Origin of the sequence: uncultured Pseudosulfitobacter sp. (genome assembly GCF_963976325.1) — a bacterium.
GTDB lineage: Bacteria > Pseudomonadota > Alphaproteobacteria > Rhodobacterales > Rhodobacteraceae > Pseudosulfitobacter.
This window is the reverse complement of record NZ_CAXBJW010000008.1, coordinates 16,581-32,779: the sequence shown is the minus strand read 5'-3', so window position 1 is coordinate 32,779 and position 16,199 is coordinate 16,581. Positions and strand designations below refer to the sequence as shown.

General features: G+C 59.6%; 16 protein-coding genes. 13 read left to right on the top strand and 3 right to left on the bottom strand.

Annotated features, from left to right (window positions below):
* Positions 1–4: 4 nt before the first annotated feature.
* Positions 5–1,255, bottom strand: a complete 1,251-nt coding sequence (locus AAC077_RS16040; protein WP_339771492.1) for a Zn-dependent hydrolase — start codon at positions 1,253–1,255, stop codon at positions 5–7.
* 152 nt (positions 1,256–1,407) lie between these two features.
* On the opposite strand from AAC077_RS16040, the gene AAC077_RS16035 reads away from it, so the two are divergent.
* Positions 1,408–2,043 carry a TetR family transcriptional regulator C-terminal domain-containing protein gene (locus AAC077_RS16035; RefSeq protein WP_339771489.1) on the top strand — a complete coding sequence of 212 codons (636 nt, stop codon included), beginning with the start codon at positions 1,408–1,410 and terminating at the stop codon, positions 2,041–2,043.
* 325 nt (positions 2,044–2,368) lie between these two features.
* Here AAC077_RS16035 and preA read toward each other — a convergent pair whose 3' ends face one another.
* Positions 2,369–3,673, bottom strand: coding sequence for an NAD-dependent dihydropyrimidine dehydrogenase subunit PreA (preA, locus tag AAC077_RS16030; RefSeq protein WP_339771487.1), 1,305 nt, complete (start codon positions 3,671–3,673; stop codon positions 2,369–2,371).
* Positions 3,674–3,708: 35 nt separating this feature from the next.
* On the bottom strand, positions 3,709–5,031 hold the full coding sequence (locus tag AAC077_RS16025; protein ID WP_339771484.1) for an NAD(P)-dependent oxidoreductase: 1,323 nt from the start codon (positions 5,029–5,031) through the stop codon (positions 3,709–3,711).
* 257 nt (positions 5,032–5,288) lie between these two features.
* Here AAC077_RS16025 and AAC077_RS16020 point away from each other — a divergent pair, with 257 nt between their 5' ends.
* From AAC077_RS16020 to AAC077_RS15965, 12 genes are all read left to right on the top strand, one after another.
* A complete protein-coding gene (locus AAC077_RS16020) occupies positions 5,289–7,751 on the top strand; it encodes a DNA-directed RNA polymerase (RefSeq protein ID WP_339771482.1) in 2,463 nt (820 codons plus the stop codon).
* 114 nt (positions 7,752–7,865) lie between these two features.
* Positions 7,866–8,297 carry a hypothetical protein gene (locus AAC077_RS16015; RefSeq protein WP_339771480.1) on the top strand — a complete coding sequence of 144 codons (432 nt, stop codon included), beginning with the start codon at positions 7,866–7,868 and terminating at the stop codon, positions 8,295–8,297.
* A 144-nt stretch (positions 8,298–8,441) separates the two neighbouring features.
* Complete coding sequence (locus AAC077_RS16010; protein ID WP_339771478.1) at positions 8,442–8,699, top strand: hypothetical protein; 258 nt, start codon at positions 8,442–8,444, stop codon at positions 8,697–8,699.
* A 177-nt stretch (positions 8,700–8,876) separates the two neighbouring features.
* Positions 8,877–9,560, top strand: coding sequence for a hypothetical protein (locus AAC077_RS16005; RefSeq protein ID WP_339771475.1), 684 nt, complete (start codon positions 8,877–8,879; stop codon positions 9,558–9,560).
* A complete protein-coding gene (locus AAC077_RS16000; protein ID WP_339771472.1) occupies positions 9,560–9,976 on the top strand; it encodes a hypothetical protein in 417 nt (138 codons plus the stop codon). Before AAC077_RS16005 ends, AAC077_RS16000 begins: the two co-directional genes overlap by 1 nt.
* Positions 9,973–10,668, top strand: coding sequence for a LysM peptidoglycan-binding domain-containing protein (locus AAC077_RS15995; protein WP_339771469.1), 696 nt, complete (start codon positions 9,973–9,975; stop codon positions 10,666–10,668). Before AAC077_RS16000 ends, AAC077_RS15995 begins: the two co-directional genes overlap by 4 nt.
* Before the next feature lie 130 nt (positions 10,669–10,798).
* Positions 10,799–11,041, top strand: a complete 243-nt coding sequence (locus AAC077_RS15990) for a helix-turn-helix domain-containing protein (RefSeq protein ID WP_339771467.1) — start codon at positions 10,799–10,801, stop codon at positions 11,039–11,041.
* Positions 11,042–11,109: 68 nt separating this feature from the next.
* Entirely contained in the window at positions 11,110–11,466 is a 357-nt protein-coding gene (locus AAC077_RS15985) for a hypothetical protein (protein ID WP_339771466.1), read from the top strand.
* Between the two features lie 2 nt (positions 11,467–11,468).
* Entirely contained in the window at positions 11,469–11,726 is a 258-nt protein-coding gene (locus AAC077_RS15980) for a hypothetical protein (protein ID WP_339771463.1), read from the top strand.
* A 176-nt stretch (positions 11,727–11,902) separates the two neighbouring features.
* Positions 11,903–13,435, top strand: coding sequence for a toprim domain-containing protein (locus AAC077_RS15975; RefSeq protein WP_339771461.1), 1,533 nt, complete (start codon positions 11,903–11,905; stop codon positions 13,433–13,435).
* A 312-nt stretch (positions 13,436–13,747) separates the two neighbouring features.
* On the top strand, positions 13,748–15,979 hold the full coding sequence (locus tag AAC077_RS15970) for a DNA polymerase (RefSeq protein ID WP_339771459.1): 2,232 nt from the start codon (positions 13,748–13,750) through the stop codon (positions 15,977–15,979).
* The gene (locus tag AAC077_RS15965) at positions 15,966–16,199 is read left to right on the top strand and encodes a hypothetical protein (protein ID WP_339771456.1); all 234 of its coding nucleotides are present in this window, start codon (positions 15,966–15,968) and stop codon (positions 16,197–16,199) included. The genes AAC077_RS15970 and AAC077_RS15965 overlap by 14 nt, the downstream gene beginning before the upstream one ends.

The following is a 16,199-nucleotide window of genomic DNA, read 5'->3' as shown; positions in this document are numbered from 1 at the left end:
TTCCTCACCCGACAATCTCTGCCGTCTCCAGCACCGCGTGCAACAGCACGTCCGCACCCGCGGCGGCCCAGTCCTTGGTGATTTCCTCGGCCTCGTTGTGGCTTAGCCCGTCGACGCAAGGGCACATCACCATCGCAGTGGGCGCCACAAGGTTCACCCAGCAGGCATCGTGCCCCGCACCGGAAATCAGATCCATATGCGAATAGCCCAGCCGCTCGGCCGCAGTGCGCACCGCCGTCACACAGCCCTCGTCAAAGGCCACGGGATCGAACCCGCCGACCTTTTCAAACGCGACCTCCAGCCTCATGTCGTCGCAAATCTTCTGCGCCTCGACGCGCAGCTTCGCTTCCATGTCCTCGATCACCGACAGATCGGGCGACCGGAAATCGACCGTGAACACCACCTGACCGGGGATCACATTGCGCGAGTTGGGGAAGACGTCGATATGCCCCGCCGCACCCACCGCATGCGGCGCGTGACCCCATGCAATCTCGTCCACCTTTTCCAGAATTCGCGCCATCCCCAGACCCGCATTCTTGCGCATCGGCATCGGCGTCGATCCAGTGTGCGCATCCTTGCCCGTCACGGTCACTTGCGTCCACGACAGCCCCTGACCGTGGGTGACCACGCCAATGTCCTTGCCCTCGGCCTCCAGAATGGGCCCCTGTTCGATGTGCAGCTCGAAAAACGCATGCATCTTGCGCGCGCCCACTTCTTCATCCCCGCGCCAACCAATCCGCGCCAGCTCGTCGCCAAAGGTTTTGCCCTCGGCGTCGGTCTTGGCATAGGCCCAGTCCTGCGTGTGAATGCCCGCAAACACCCCCGACGACAGCATCGCGGGGGCAAAGCGTGTGCCCTCTTCGTTGGTGAAATTGGTGACCACGATGGGATGCTTGGTCTTCACGTCCAGATCGTTCAGCGTGCGCAGAATTTCCAAACCACCCAGCACGCCCAGAACGCCATCGTATTTGCCGCCCGTGGGCTGCGTGTCCAGGTGCGAGCCAACATAGACCGGCAGCGCATCAGGGTCGGTGCCCGCACGCTGCGCAAACATGTTGCCCATCTGGTCCAGCCCCATGGTACAGCCCGCGGCCTCGCACCACGACTGGAACAGCGCACGGCCTTCGGCGTCGGCGTCGGTCAGCGTCTGGCGGTTGTTGCCACCCGCCACGCCGGGGCCGATCTTGGCCATGTCCATCAGGCTGTCCCACAGCCGTTGTCCGTCAATCCGCAGATTTTCCCCAGGTGCTGCCATATCTCTCCCCTTCGCGCTCTGCGGCGCTTGTTTTTGACCATTTGGTAAATACACGATTGCGCTCTGCACCTTTTGAGTCAAGAACTGACTGAGACGCAGTGCGCATCCCTTGCGCATTTGCCTGAAATTGCAGCACGCGAAAGGCAGGGAATTTGGCCGATCAGACCCAGAAGAAACCCAGCCGCATCCAACAGCGCAACCGGCGCAAAATTCTGGACGCTGCCCTTGATGTATTCTCGGCCCACGGCTTTCGCGGTGCCACGCTGGACCAGATCGCCGAACAGGCGGGCCTAAGCAAGCCGAACATCCTGTATTACTTTGACGGAAAAGAAGAAATTCACGTCACGCTGCTTAGTCAGTTGATGGAAACATGGCTCGACCCGCTGATCGAACTGGACCCCCAAGGCGACCCGCTGACCGAAATACTGGCCTATGTGCAACGCAAGCTGGAAATGTCGCGCGACCTGCCCCGCGAAAGCCGCCTGTTCGCCAATGAAATCCTGCAAGGTGCGCCCCGCATGGACCCGCATTTGCGCGCCGACCTCAAACCGCTGTTCGATGCGCGCTGCGGTGTGATTCAGGCGTGGATGGAAGCGGGCAAACTGACGCAGGTCGACCCGCGCCACCTGATTTTCTCGATCTGGGCGACTACGCAGCACTATGCCGACTTTCAGGCCCAGATCGAGGTGCTGCTTGAGGGCGAAGAGCCGACCGACAGCGCGGCGCAGTTCTTGCAGACGATGTTTCGCAATCTGCTTACGCCGGGGCAGAACAGCACCTCGGCGTAAGTGTCGAAGAAGCCGCCGTTCGAAACAGAACGCAAAGCCGCGCATCATGCCGAAGACATGTCTACGACATGGCGGGCCGAGGTGCGGCAAACTCAACGGCAACCCCCAATCGCCAAAGCCCGGAATCAAGGTGCTTTAGCACCGCCGGGCAGCGCCCGACCGCCCCATGGGCGGGCGCTTTTTCACCGTCTTGCGCCTCTTCGGCCGCACGCCAAAGCATTGAGATAAAGTGGTGCTAACGGGTGTTGTGATGCCCACCCGCGGTCGGGCGCTGCCCTTTGTGGCAAGGTCAATCTCGCCTGACCTATAACAGCAACTGTATCGCTTACTCCGCCGCCGTCGCCGACGGGTTGTTCGGATGCGTTGTCCAGTTGGCATAGGCCGGATCAACCACCTTGCCCGTGCGCGGATCGGTGGCACCTGCGTCCATCGGCACCATGCTGATGCAATCCTCGACCGGGCAGACGTTGACGCACAGGTTGCAGGCCACGCATTCCTCGTCGATCACGGTGAATGTGCGATCCTCGGACATGGCAATCGCCTGATGCGAGGTGTCCTCGCAGGCGGCAAAGCAGCGGCCACAGGAAATACAGGCGTCCTGATCAATCTTGGCCTTGGCGACATAGTTCAGGTTCAACTGGTTCCAGTCGGTCACATTCGGCACCGCCTTGCGCACCAGCTGGTCAACCGAGGTCATGTCCTTGCTGTCCATGTATTCGGACAGGCCCGAAATCATTTCCTGCACAATCTTGAACCCATAGGTCATGACCGCCGTACACACCTGCACGTTGCCGGCACCCAGCGCCAGAAATTCGGCTGCATCGCGCCATGTGGTGACACCGCCGATGCCGCTGATCGGCAGGTCGGCTGTGGCGGGGTTGCGGGCAATTTCGGCGACCATGTTCAGCGCAATCGGCTTGACCGCAGGTCCGCAATAGCCGCCGTGCGTGCCCTTGCCGTCAATCATAGGTTCGGGGGCGAAACTGTCCAGGTTCACAGATGTGATCGAATTGATCGTGTTGATCAGCGACACCGCGTCGGCCCCGCCGCGCTTGGCCGCTTCGGCGGGGTACAGCACGTTGGTGATGTTCGGCGTCAGCTTCACGATCACTGGCATCCGCGTGTACATCTTGCACCAGCGGGTGACCATTTCGATGTATTCCGGAACCTGCCCTACGGCGCTGCCCATGCCGCGTTCGGCCATGCCATGCGGACAGCCAAAGTTCAGCTCGATCCCGTCGGCGCCGGTTTCCTCGACATGGGGCAGGATCGCCTTCCACGCTTCCTCCTCGCAGGGCACCATGATCGACGCGATCAGCGCGCGGTCGGGATAGTCGCGTTTGACCGCCTTCATCTCGCGCAGGTTCACCTCAAGCGGGCGGTCGGTGATCAGTTCGATGTTGTTCAGCCCCAGCAGGCGACGGTCCGCGCCCCAGATCGCGCCATAGCGCGGGCCGTTGACGTTGACGACAGGCGGGCCTTCCATGCCCAATGTTTTCCACACCACACCGCCCCACCCTGCATCAAAGGCGCGGCGGACGTTGTATTCCTTGTCCGTTGGCGGGGCCGAGGCCAGCCAGAAGGGGTTGGGGGATTTGATGCCGACGAAGTCGCTTTGCAGATTTGCCATTGTAAGTTCTCCTCATAGGGGGCCGCAGCCCGCCGTCAGCCCATCAAAGCCGCGTGAATGTCCATCGCCGCATCGCGGCCTTCGGCCACGGCCGTCACCGTTAGATCGTCCCCGCCCGAGGCACAGTCACCCCCGGCCCAGACGCCCTTGACGCTGGTGCGTCCTGCGCCGGTCACGGCGATCTTGCGCCCCTCAAGATCGGGCAGCCCGTCGCCTCGCAGGGTCTGGCCGATGGCCTTGAACACCTGATCGGCAGGCAGGCGCAGCATCTGGCCGGTGCCGTTCATATCGCCGTCGACATATTCAAATTCGATCTCGCGCACCGCACCGTTGCCATGCACGGCAACAGGCACCGCATGGTTGACGATCCGCACGCCCTTGCTGGCGGCCAGATCCTGCTCGAACGGGCTGGCGTTCATCCGGTCGCGGCCACGGCGATAGACCAGCGTGACGTTCAGCGCGCCCAGCAGCTTGGCCTGCACAGCGGCGTCAATCGCCGTCATGCCGCCCCCGATCACCACCACGTCGCGGCCAATGGGCAATGCGGTCAGATCGCTGGACTGGCGCAGTTCGGCGATGAAATCGACGGCATCCGTGACGCCGTCCTTGTCCTCGCCCTGCGCGCCCAGTGCGTTCACGCCGCCCAAGCCGATGCCCAGAAACACCGCGTCATGGTCGGCTTTCAGCCCGTCCAGCGTCAGGCCATCCCCCAGCGCCTTGCCCGTCTCGATGCGGATGCCGCCGATTTTCAGCAACCAGTCGACCTCGTCCTGGGCAAAGCCGTTCGGGGTCTTGTAGGCGGCGATGCCAAATTCGTTCAGCCCGCCCGCCTTGGGCCGCGCGTCATAAACCACAACGTCATGCCCCAGCATCGCCAGCCGGTGCGCACAGGACAGACCCGCAGGCCCGGCACCGACGACCGCCACGGTCTTGCCCGTGACCTCGGCGCGGGTGAAGGGGTGGATGCCCTGTTGTTGCAGGTGGTCGGTCGCGTAGCGTTGCAACTGACCGATCAGCACCGGCTTGCCCTCGGCCACTTCGCGCACACAGGACTGTTCGCACAGCTGTTCGGTCGGGCAGACACGGGCGCACATGCCGCCCATGATGTTCTGCCCCAGAATCGTCTTGGCCGCCGCATCCGGCGTGCCCGTGGCGATCTGGCGGATGAACAGCGGAATGTCGATGTCCGTGGGACAGGCGGTGATGCACGGTGCGTCGTGACAGAAATAGCAACGGTCGGCGGCCACCAGCGCCTCGTGACCGTCCAGCGGCGGGTGCAGGTCCGAGAACTGCGCCGCATAGGCGCCCGGTTCCAGCCTTCCGGCCCTGATCCCCGGTGCAAACACATCATCAACCATCTTCACGCTCCCGCAACTTTTTGCTGTCATCTTTGCAAAAACGCTCTCACGGAATAATTTTTTTATCAACTGGTAAATTTTATGCAACTCATCCCACATGTGTGAGGGTTCCACATAAGCCATAAAAATAAGGCAATCCAGCTTGGCTGGGAGGCCCGAAAAATAAACTCCCACATGTGATATAAAAAATACCGCTTTTGCACCAACGCGCGAACAAAGCGCGACTGCATTTGCACCATCCGAAATGGAGACTGAGAATGACCATCGACCTCTACCAAGAAGAGCTCCGCCTCGAAGCAATGGCCCGCGACATGGGTGTCAACCGCTTCAATGAAGACCTGTCCCGAAAGCGTGAGACCCAGCAAGAAAGCTCCACGTATTATGGCTCTGCGCTGATGAAGCGTTCAGTCGTTCCCATGATTGAGGCGCTGACCGAGTTCACCGAGGCCGCGAAAAAGGGCGTGGCTGGGCGGCGACACAACGCGGTCAAATTCCTTGCGCTGATCCCTCTGGAGGTTGCGGCCTACCTGACCAGTAAGTGCATCATCGACACTCTGTCCCGCCCGATGACCGCCGCCCGTCTGGCCTCCAAAATCGGCACTCAGATTGAGGATGAGGTCCGCTATGCCGACTTCCAGTCGGAAGCCCCCGCCCTTTTCCAGAAAGTGATGCGCCAGACACAAAACAGCCAAGATCGCCACAAACGCACAGTTTTGATGCACACCTACCAAAAACACGTCGCACATTGGGAAGGCTGGAAACCGAGCGACAAGCTGCAACTGGGGACGAAACTGCTGGAAGTGTTCATTGAGAGCACGGGCTTCGCGGAACTGGTGTTCGTGGTCCAGTCGAAGAACCGGACGGTCAACTACGTACAGCCAACCGAAGCCATCGTGAAGTGGATGGAGGGCACCCGTGAAAACGCCTCTCACCTGACCCCTGCCTACCTACCAATGGTGGTACGCCCTGACCCGTGGACCTCCCCCTTCAATGGCGGCTACCACTCACCCTCCCTGCGGCCTGTGGAGTTCGTCAAGACCCGCAACCGCGCCTATCTGGAGGAACTGTCCAGTATCCCGAACCAACTGAGTGGGGTCTATGAGGCTGTGAACGCCGTGCAAGATGTCCCGTGGCGGATTAACTCGAAGGTGATGGGCGTACTGACAGCCCTGTGGGAGCGTGGCGTGGCCGTTGCTGGTCTCCCTGCACGGGACGAGTACGTCATCGCTCCCTACCCCTTCCCCGATACCGCCAAGGAAGACATGACGGACGCCCAGCGCGAGGAGCTCATCGACTGGAAGCGGAAAGCATCCTTCCTCCATGCTGCAAACATGAAGCAACGGTCCCAACGTATACGTGCCGCCCGTACAGTTAACCTTGCCAACCAATTCTCCAAGTACGACGAAATCTTCTTCCCCCACACCCTCGACTTCCGTGGGCGTGTCTATGCGGTCCCCCTCTTCCTTAACCCGCAGGGTGCCGATGATGCGAAGGGACTGCTGGAGTTCGCGGAAGGTAAACCCATCGGGTCCGGTACAGGGCCAGGGTGGCTGGCGATCCAAGGGGCCAACGTCTTTGGTTACGACAAGGCCAGCCTCGAAGAGCGCATCGACTGGGTGGAGGAACATCAAGCGCGTATCCTTTCCAGCGCCGCCGATCCCCTAGCGGACATGTGGTGGACCGAAGCGGACAAGCCGTGGTGCTTCTTGGCGTTTTGCTTTGAATGGACCAGCTACATCCAGAATGGTGCGGACCACATCACCCACCTGCCCATCGCTATGGATGGATCATGCTCTGGTCTCCAGCACTTCAGCGCCGCCCTACGGGATGAGGTAGGGGGCAAGGCTGTGAACCTGACCCCCGCAGACAAACCTTCGGACGTGTACCAAGAGGTTGCCGACAGGGTTATTCTGAAACTGCGCCGTGATACTTCCACAAGTGGGACGAACGCAACCCTCGCCGCCCGTATTCTTGACTTCGGGGTGACCCGTGGGACGACCAAACGGGCGACCATGACGCTCCCCTATGGGTCCACACGTTTCTCTTGTCGCTCGTTCGTGATGGAGTGGATTGATGATCAGGCAGAGAAGCTGGAACGGAAGGGCCAACAGAACCCCCTGAAGGACCTACGCGATGACGCCGCAAGTCTCCTCGCAGGTTACGTCTGGGATGCCATTGGTGAGGTGGTGATTGCCGCCCGCTCTGCGATGGACTGGCTGAGGGAGACCGCCAAGGTCCTTTCAAGCGAAGGGATGCCCCTGCACTGGACCACACCGGACGGCCTGCCGATCATGCAAGAGTACCGCGATATGAAGGCCCGCCGGGTGAAGACCCGCTTCGGGGACAGGTTCGTCTACATGACCCTGCAAGAAGAACAGGACCAACTGGACAGCCGCCGCCAAGCCAACGGGGTCGCGCCAAACTGGGTCCACTCTATGGACGGAACGCACCTCCGCATGGCCGTCCTCTACGCCAAGGACAACGGCATCACCAACTTTGCCGTGATCCACGACAGCTTCGGCACACACGCCTGTGACACCGACCTCCTCGGTGCCTGCCTCCGCGAGAGCATGGTGGACCTCTACGAGGAAAATGTCCTTGAGAAGTTCAAGGGCGAAGTGTGTCTTTTTCTTCCCACTACTGGGAACATTCCAGATATGCCAGCTTTCGGTAAGCTGGACCTGAGCCGCATCAAGGAGAGCGATTATGTCTTCGCGTAACACCCCCAAAACACCAGTGACCAATGCCGCCTATCAGGTGGCCGTGGATGACCGAGGCGAGGCATGGGCTCGTCGCTTCCTTGTGAGAACGCAACCAACTGAGGAGAAAATCCAATGACCGTATATCGCCAAGGTTCCCCGATCCTGAACGAGGACGCAACCCAAGTCGTGGGCTACCTGCGGAGGAGCATTAAGGTGCAGGGGAAAATTCTCACCTTTCCACTGGAGGATGACCACCGCACCGCAATGTCCTTTTCATCCGAACCCTTGCCAGTTGCCTCCTGCGTCATGTACCTCGCCAGCCACTTCGACCGTGCAGGTATTCAAATCCTCCAACTCAGCGGCCCACCCCCTGGGGTCACCCTGAGGGATGCACTGCAACGGGCGCAGTACATGATCACTCCTGAGGCGTTCACCCCCGCTGAGAAGACTGCGCAGGCCATCGCAGTGGTCCTGAAAGATCGCGTGTCGCATGTCATCCACCCTCAAGAACGTCACTATCTGGAAGGGTTTTCCCGCGCCCATCACCCCGCCTCGTGGGAATAGGTTGCACCTATAGATGGACCTGTGAGGTTATCCTTTAAGGTTACCTCAGAGATTAATCCTTCACCTTAGACCTAACAAGAACCCTTCAGGTTAACCCCTGAGGGGTTTTTCCCGTTTCTGGGACCTTCCCACGGAGAATGATCAATGATCGACAACGACAAAATGAACAACGCCAACCCCATCCACGTAGGTCATGCTTCGATGGCGGTTATCGACGCCCTCCAAGACTTTCCGAAGGAAATCCAATCCCTCGGAATGGCGATGACCTTCATCCTTTTCTGCGAACGCTTCGGCCTGCGGCCCAATGAGGTCTTCCTGACAGCGCAGAACGTGATGAACGGCGTGGCCGGGAAGCGTCCCGAATTTGAGGCGGTGCAGAGCTACCTTGCAGGTGAACTGTAATGGACATTGCACACTGGCTTGAGGTGCTTTGGTCCTTCCTTGCCCAGCAAGAAGACCCTGACGCGGATTGCCTGCGCCTCCTCCTCTCCCTCCACAATTCCCACGACCTCCAACCGCCAGCCGATCTGATCGCGCTGATGATGGAACGGGGTCTCCTCCCAAAGAAAGTTTGACCGCATGGCGCGTGAAGAAAAGAACCTCGTGACAACCCCCCGCATGACCGTGGCGGGTTTCACCGCGATCCAGAAGCCCACACTGGACTTCAACAAGACCACACTGGAATACCAGATCAAGGTTGCCCTCGAAGCTGACGCCCGTGGTGCAGCCGCGTGGTTGAAGAAGATGGAAGCCCTCGTGGACGCCGAGTTCGATGCCGTCCTTGAAGAGAACCCGAAGCTGAAAAAGGTGCTGAAGAAAAAGGAAGTCGGCCAGGTCGAGTATGACGACGATGGCGAAGAAACAGGTCGCATCCTGTTCAGCTTCAAACAGAAGGCCGAGATTACCTACAAGGACCGCAAGACGGGTGAAGAAAAGGTCTTCAAGAAAACAGTCGGCCTCGTGGACAGCAAGGGCCAGCACATCAAGAAGCCCATCAAGGCTGGCCCCGGCTCCGAGGTCTACCTCTCGTTCGAGCCAAACGCCTACTACACCGCCAAGGACAAGGAAGTCGGCATGTCCTTCAACCGTCTGGCAGGTGTCCAGTTGATGAAGCTGGTCGAATATGAAGGCTCCGGCGAACAGTCGGCTGAGGACATGGGCTTCGCACAGCACGACGAGGAAGATGGCTTCGACGCTGGCGCTTTCACCGATGACCAAGATGATGGTGATGGCGGCGCTGATGAAGGCGAAGACGAGTTCTGATGGCCCGCCCCTCATCCGTCCGTGCCGCTGCCCTGAAAAACGGGTGGCGGTCGGGGTTGGAAGAGCGCAATGGAGCACTCCTCGACAAGTGGGGTGTTTTCTACGAGTTCGAGGGGGAGCGGATTGAGTACACCAAGCCCGCCCGCCTCTGCAAATACACCCCCGACTTCCCCCTGATCACCCAAGGGTCTGGCAAGAAAATATATGTCGAGACCAAGGGCCGTTTCATGGTCGAGGACCGCCAAAAGCACATCCTCATCCGTAAGCAAAGACCGGACCTCGACATCCGCTTTGTGTTCGACAACCCCAACGCCCGCATCTCGAAGACCTCGAAGACAACCTACGCCGCTTGGTGTGAGAAGAATGGTTTTCTCTATGCGCGGAAAACAATTCCCAGAGAATGGATAGACGAATGACCAAGGACTTCACCCCAGAGTGGATCATTGTGCATTGCTCCGCCACACCACCAGAGATGACCGAAGTGGACGCCGCGTGGATCGACCGCGTTCATCGCCGCAAGGGATGGCTTGGCGCGGGCTATCACGCCATCGTCACACGCCCCCATGAGGGTCAGCCCCCTGTCCTGCACGATCACGCTGGTGGTTACCCAATGCGCCCCATCGACCGCCCCGGAGCCCACGTTGGTGGCTGTGGTGCAGAGTGGAACCGGAAGACGCTGGGCATCTGCTACGCTGGTGGCGTGGACAGCTCCAACGTCCCTGAGGATAACCTCACAAGACAGCAAGCGGTTCTCCTGCTGGGTCGCATCCGTGAATGGCAGGCCGAATACGGTATCCCAGACGAGCGCGTCATCGGTCACCGCGACCTGATCCGCATGACCAACTCAGCACCCAAGGCGTGCCCCTGCCTGTCCACCCAAGCTCTGGTCAACGGGACCCGCTTCGGCGGCGACTTCAAGTTCACCCGCAAGATCAATGGCGGGGACATCCTGAGTATCCCAGAGACCCACAGGGTTCGCCGTGCGGAAAGCCTCTGGGGTATCTCCCAAGCCTATGGCGTCACAGTGGAGCAGCTCCGCGAATGGAATGGGATCAAGGACGATATGATCCGTATCGGGTCCGTCCTCTCCCTCCGCCCAGCGCAATAGGTTGCACCTATAGACGGAGACCATCTCTGTCCCTCCTCCTCCCTCGACATGACCCCCCTGCCCTTAACTGGGTCGGGGGTCTTTTTCGTTTCAGGCAGCAACGCCACCCAACACCCGGAAGGAAACGTAAATGACTTTCAAATCGCTGACCATTGCGATGAACCTCACCAGACTGGCCAAGACCATCGTGGCCTACATGGAGAAGAACGGTTCAATCTCCGCCCGCGCCGCAGCCGCAGACCTCGACATCACGAGCGCCTCGCTGACCCGCCGCCTCACCGACATCGAAGATGCAGGTATCCCGATCAAGCGGGAGCGCCGCGTCCATCCCGTCACAGGGAAACGGTACACCCGCTACTCGCTGGACGACTGACCCCCAACAACCCCAACCCCACCTTCCGGGTCACCCGGACAGCAATTCTTTTTTTGGAGCAAACTCACATGCGTATCCCCTTCATCTCCGCCTTCTTCCCTCGCACCGCCGCCGCAGTCATGGCCCAATTCACCGGGATGGTGACCGAGCTGGAAGCCATCGCCGTCGCCCATGACGCGAAAGCCATCAAGGCATCCGACAAAGCCGAAGCCGCCTACGACAAAGGCATGAATACCGCAGAGGACCTGCGCCGCACCGCCGAGCAAGCCATGATCCAAGCACTGGCCCTGGCCGATGAAGTGGAAGAAGCCGCTGCGGTCAAAGCCTCCGAGCTGGACGTGAAATGGGAAGCCTCTGTCCGTGCTGCCGATGAGGCCCGCGCTTCGGCCAACATGCTGCGCCGCACCTTCGGCATTGAGGACTGATCATGGCCCTGAAGCGTATGCGCGGTCAGGCTGACCGTCTGACGCTGCGGGTGGAGCGGGTCGCCAATGGATTGGTGGCCCACCTCAGCACAGAGGACCCCCGCACTGGCGTTGTCTCACCCCAGTATGTCGCCTCCACCCCTGAAGAGATGAAGGAGGTCCTGTCAGAACAACTTGAAGTTCTGGTGGATGAAATCCTTGGTATCTCCCCCACCAAGAGGGCAATCAATGCTCTTCTTGGGGATGACTGCTGCCTCTGATCATGGATGACAGCGAAAGCGTCCTGATCGCCAAGGAGCCGTGCCCCTCGTGCGGCTCCAGCGACAACCTCGCCCGCTACTCTGATGGCCACGCCTACTGCTTCGGGCAGGGGTGTGACCATTGGGAACCCCCAACAGATAGCGAACACACGTACACACATGAACGGAGGACCCGAATGTCTGATGACCTCATTGAGGGGGAGTTCAAATCCCTCAAGGCGCGGGGCATCATTGAGGAAACCTGCCGCCGATACGGTTACCAAGTCGGTCGCTATAATGGACAGACCGTCCAGATCGCCAACTACCGTGACAGCTCCGGTGCAGTGACGGGACAGAAGCTCCGGTTCCGCGACAAGGATGAGGGGATGCCGTGGCTTGGTTCCGGTAAGAAACCCCCGTTCTTTGGCCAGTGGGTAACCGTCAAGGGAACCCGAAGGGTTGTCGTGACAGAGGGTGAAATCGACGCCCTCACAGTATCCCAAGTCACAGGTAACAAGTGGCCCGTGGTCAGTGTCCCTCTGGGTGTTGACGACGCCCCAAAATGTTTCGCCCGAAACCTCGACTGGTTGAGCCAGTTTGACGAGGTGATCATCTGCTTTGACATGGACAAGCAGGGTCAAGCTGCCGCCGAGGAGTGTGCCCGTATCGTGCCCCCCGGTAAGGCTAAGATTGCCTCGCTGCCCTTGAAGGACGCCAATGAGATGCTCCTCGCAGGGCGCGGGCCAGAGCTGGTGGACGCCACCTTCGCCGCCCAACCCTACAGGCCGTCCGGTCTGGTGTCCTTCCGAGACCTCAAAGAGGATATGCGCAAGCCCATCGAATGGGGTCTTCCGTGGTTCTCCGAGAGCTTGACCAACCTGACATACGGACGCCGCTTCGGTGAGCTGTACTGTCTGGGAGCTGGTACGGGGATCGGTAAAACTGACTGGTTCACGCAACAGATCAACTTTGACGCCGTAGACCTGAACCAGAAGGTCTGCCTCTTCTTCCTCGAACAGCAACCCGGAGAGACAGGCAAGCGACTGGCAGGGAAGGTCGCAGGACGGCGCTTCCATATCCCCCGACTGGCCGACAAGCCGGATGTGGGTGAGCTCCCCGCAGGGTACACCCCTGAGTGGACCAATGAGGAGCTGGATGACGCCCTCGACAAGCTGGACGCGAATGAGAACATCACCTTCTTCGACAGCTTCGGTGCCAACCAATGGGACCTGATCCGAGACACCATCCGGTTCATGGTCCACGCCGAAGGTTGCCGCATCTTCTATCTCGACCACCTCACCGCCTTGGCCGCTGCTGAGGATGATGAACGCAAAGGGCTCGAACGCATCACCGCCGAGATGGGTGGATTGGTGAAGGAGCTCGACATCATGCTCATTATGATCAGCCACTTGGCGACACCCGAAGGGAAACCTCACGAGGAAGGTGGACGTGTGATGATCCGACACTTTAAAGGGTCCCGCGCCATCGGCTTCTGGTGCCATTACATGTTTGGCTTGGAACGCGACCAACAGCACGAGAACGTGGACATGCGGTCCATCTCGACCTTCCGGGTCCTGAAGGATCGGTACACGGGCAACGCGACCGGACAGGTGATCTACCTCGGATACGACAGGGACACTGGCCAGCTCTTTGAGACTGTCCTCCCAGATGAGAACCCCGGCGAGAGCATGGGCTTCAAATCACACGATGACGACGACATTCCGTTCTGATCGTCCCACACAAGGAATAATTCCACATGGAAAACTGCTTTAATGCCGCGAAGGTGGCTGACTTCGCAGTGCGGAACGGTGCGATGCCGTGGCCGCTCAATGACCACACCCTCGTACTCAGCCTGCCGACTGGTCAGATGCTCTCGTTCGACTGGTTCCCAGACCTCGCTCTCTTCTGTTTGATGGGGGTTATGGCATGACCACGGATGCAGATTATGAACTGATCGGTGACCTCGTGGGTGACCCTGAAGGTCCCGATTGGTGGCTGATCGCTCTTGTCACCCTATCGCTCATGCTCATCGTACTCCTCGCATGACATCGCCACCGCACGACACAACCCCTGATGGGGTGTACGCGCTTGCAACCCCCTATCAGACGGCCATCTTCGACATCGAAACCGATGGCCTGCTGGACCAACTCACCCGCATCCACTCCCTCTGCATCCTGATCAAGGAAACCGGACAGGTCATATCATGCACAGATGACCACCCCGACTACATGAGCGTTGAGTACGGGCTGGGGGTCCTTGCAAAGGCTGACGTGATCGTCGGCCACAACATCATAAAATTCGACATCCCCGCCATCCGAAAGGTCTACCCTGAGTGGACCTATGGCGGGCGTGTCTTCGATACCCTCGTGGCCTCCCAGCTCATCTGGTCAGACATGAAGGAGCGCGACTTCCGCCGCCGTGATGCCCTCAAGCGCAAGCATGGCGACAAGCGCATGAACGAAATGTGGCCGGGGTCCATCATCGGACGCCACGGCCTGGACGCTTGGGGTATCCGCCTCGGTGAATGGAAAGGCGACTACGCCAAGGAACGAGCTCAAGAGCTCAAAGACCACTTCATGGAAATACACATGGAGCACCGGGCTGAGGGCAAGCTCGTCAAGGACTGCCCCCCGAAGACACCCACCCGAGAACAGATCGCGGCCTATGTGTGGAACACATGGAACATCCCGATGCAGGATTACTGCGAACAGGACATCGTGGTCACGGACAAGCTCTATGACCTGATCATCTCGAAGAACTACTCGCAGGAAGCCCTCGACCTCGAACACGACTTTGTTCAGATCATCCGCCGCATGGAGCTGGAAGGCTACCACTTCAACGTGACCGAAGGGGAGAAGCTGGAGAGAACCCTTCAGGTCCGCTTGGCGGAAATCGCTCAGGAGCTCCAAGCTGCCTTCCCCCCGTGGGAGGTCCGCACCGCGTTCATCCCCAAGGTGAACAACGCCAAGCTGGGATATGTCGCCGGAGAGCTGACCTACAAGGTCAAGACTGTGGTGTTCAATCCGGGCTCCAGAGACCACATCGCTGATCGCCTGACCGACAAGTACGGTTGGGAGCCCAAGGAGATGACCGACACGGGCAAGCCCAAGGTGGACGAGGATGTCCTCTCCAAGCTGGATTATCCTGAGGCTTCCCTCCTCACCGAAGCCATGATGATTAGCAAGCGCCTTGGCCAGCTCTCTGAGGGCAACCAAGCGTGGCTGAAGCTGGTCACCGCCGAAGGTAAAATCCACCACGAGGTCTCGACCAACGGCGCGGTGACCGGGCGGTGTACCCACAAACGCCCCAACGTAGCCCAGACGCCCAGCGCCTCCGCCCCCTACGGTAAAGAGTGCCGTGAGCTATGGGGTCCCCCGAAGGGGATGAAGCAGGTGGGGGCTGACCTCTCAGGTCTGGAGCTCCGCTGCCTTGGACACTTCATGGGCATCTACGATGACGGTGCTTACATCCGGGTGATCCTCGAAGGGGACATTCACACCTTCAACGCAGCCGCGCTGTTTGGGTATGAGGAAGAGGTCTTCGCCAAGGGCCGCAAGGATCACGATACGCTCCTGATCGACGTGGCCAACGACCACGCTAACAGTGGACGATACCTGCGCAACCTGAACCCCGGCCAGCGGAAGAAGGTGACCCTTGCGGATTACTTCGACTTCCTGCGCAACAACGCCAAGACGTTCATCTACGGTTTCCTCTATGGAGCTGGCGCTGAGAAGATCGGCCAGATCGTGGAGCGTGGTGCCAAAGAGGGTAAAGCCCTCATGGAGGCGTTCCTCAGTCGCACGCCCGCCCTGAAGAAACTCCGCGAGAAGATCGCTCTGGTCACCTCGCCGTACATCTTCGTCAACAAAACCTACCTGTGCCCCAAGACCAATCAACCCAAGCGCAGATCGGTGAAGGAGAAGAACGAGAACTTCCGAGGTTACCTCAAGGGTCTCGACGGTCGCATCCTTCCAATCCGTTCACCCCACGCAGCCCTCAACACCCTCCTCCAGTCGGCTGGTGCCCTCATCTCCAAGAAGGCAACGGTCATCTTGTACGAGGACTTGGAAGCTCGTGGTTACCGCTTCGGTGTGGACTACGCGCTGATGGCGCACATCCACGATGAGGTCCAGCTCTGGGCACGTCCAGAGATTGCCGACGAGGTTGGCCAAGCATGTGTCACCGCCTTTGAGAAAGCGGGGGAACACTTCAAATTCCGATGCCCGATCACTGGCGAATATAAGATCGGAAACAACTGGTATGACACTCACTGATATGGCGGCTGCAATCGCGGCCATCATCAAGACCTGCTGGCTCTCACAGGTAACAACAAAGAGCGACACCGCCCGCGTGGAGGCTGACATCATCGCAGCCGCCGCCTCTGAAGGGCTCCTTACAACCCGTATCGGCATCGACCGCTATTCCCGCCTCTGGCTCCCAACGCCTGTGGGTCTGGAATACTTGGCTGATGTTGATGAAGACGTGGAGTTTTAA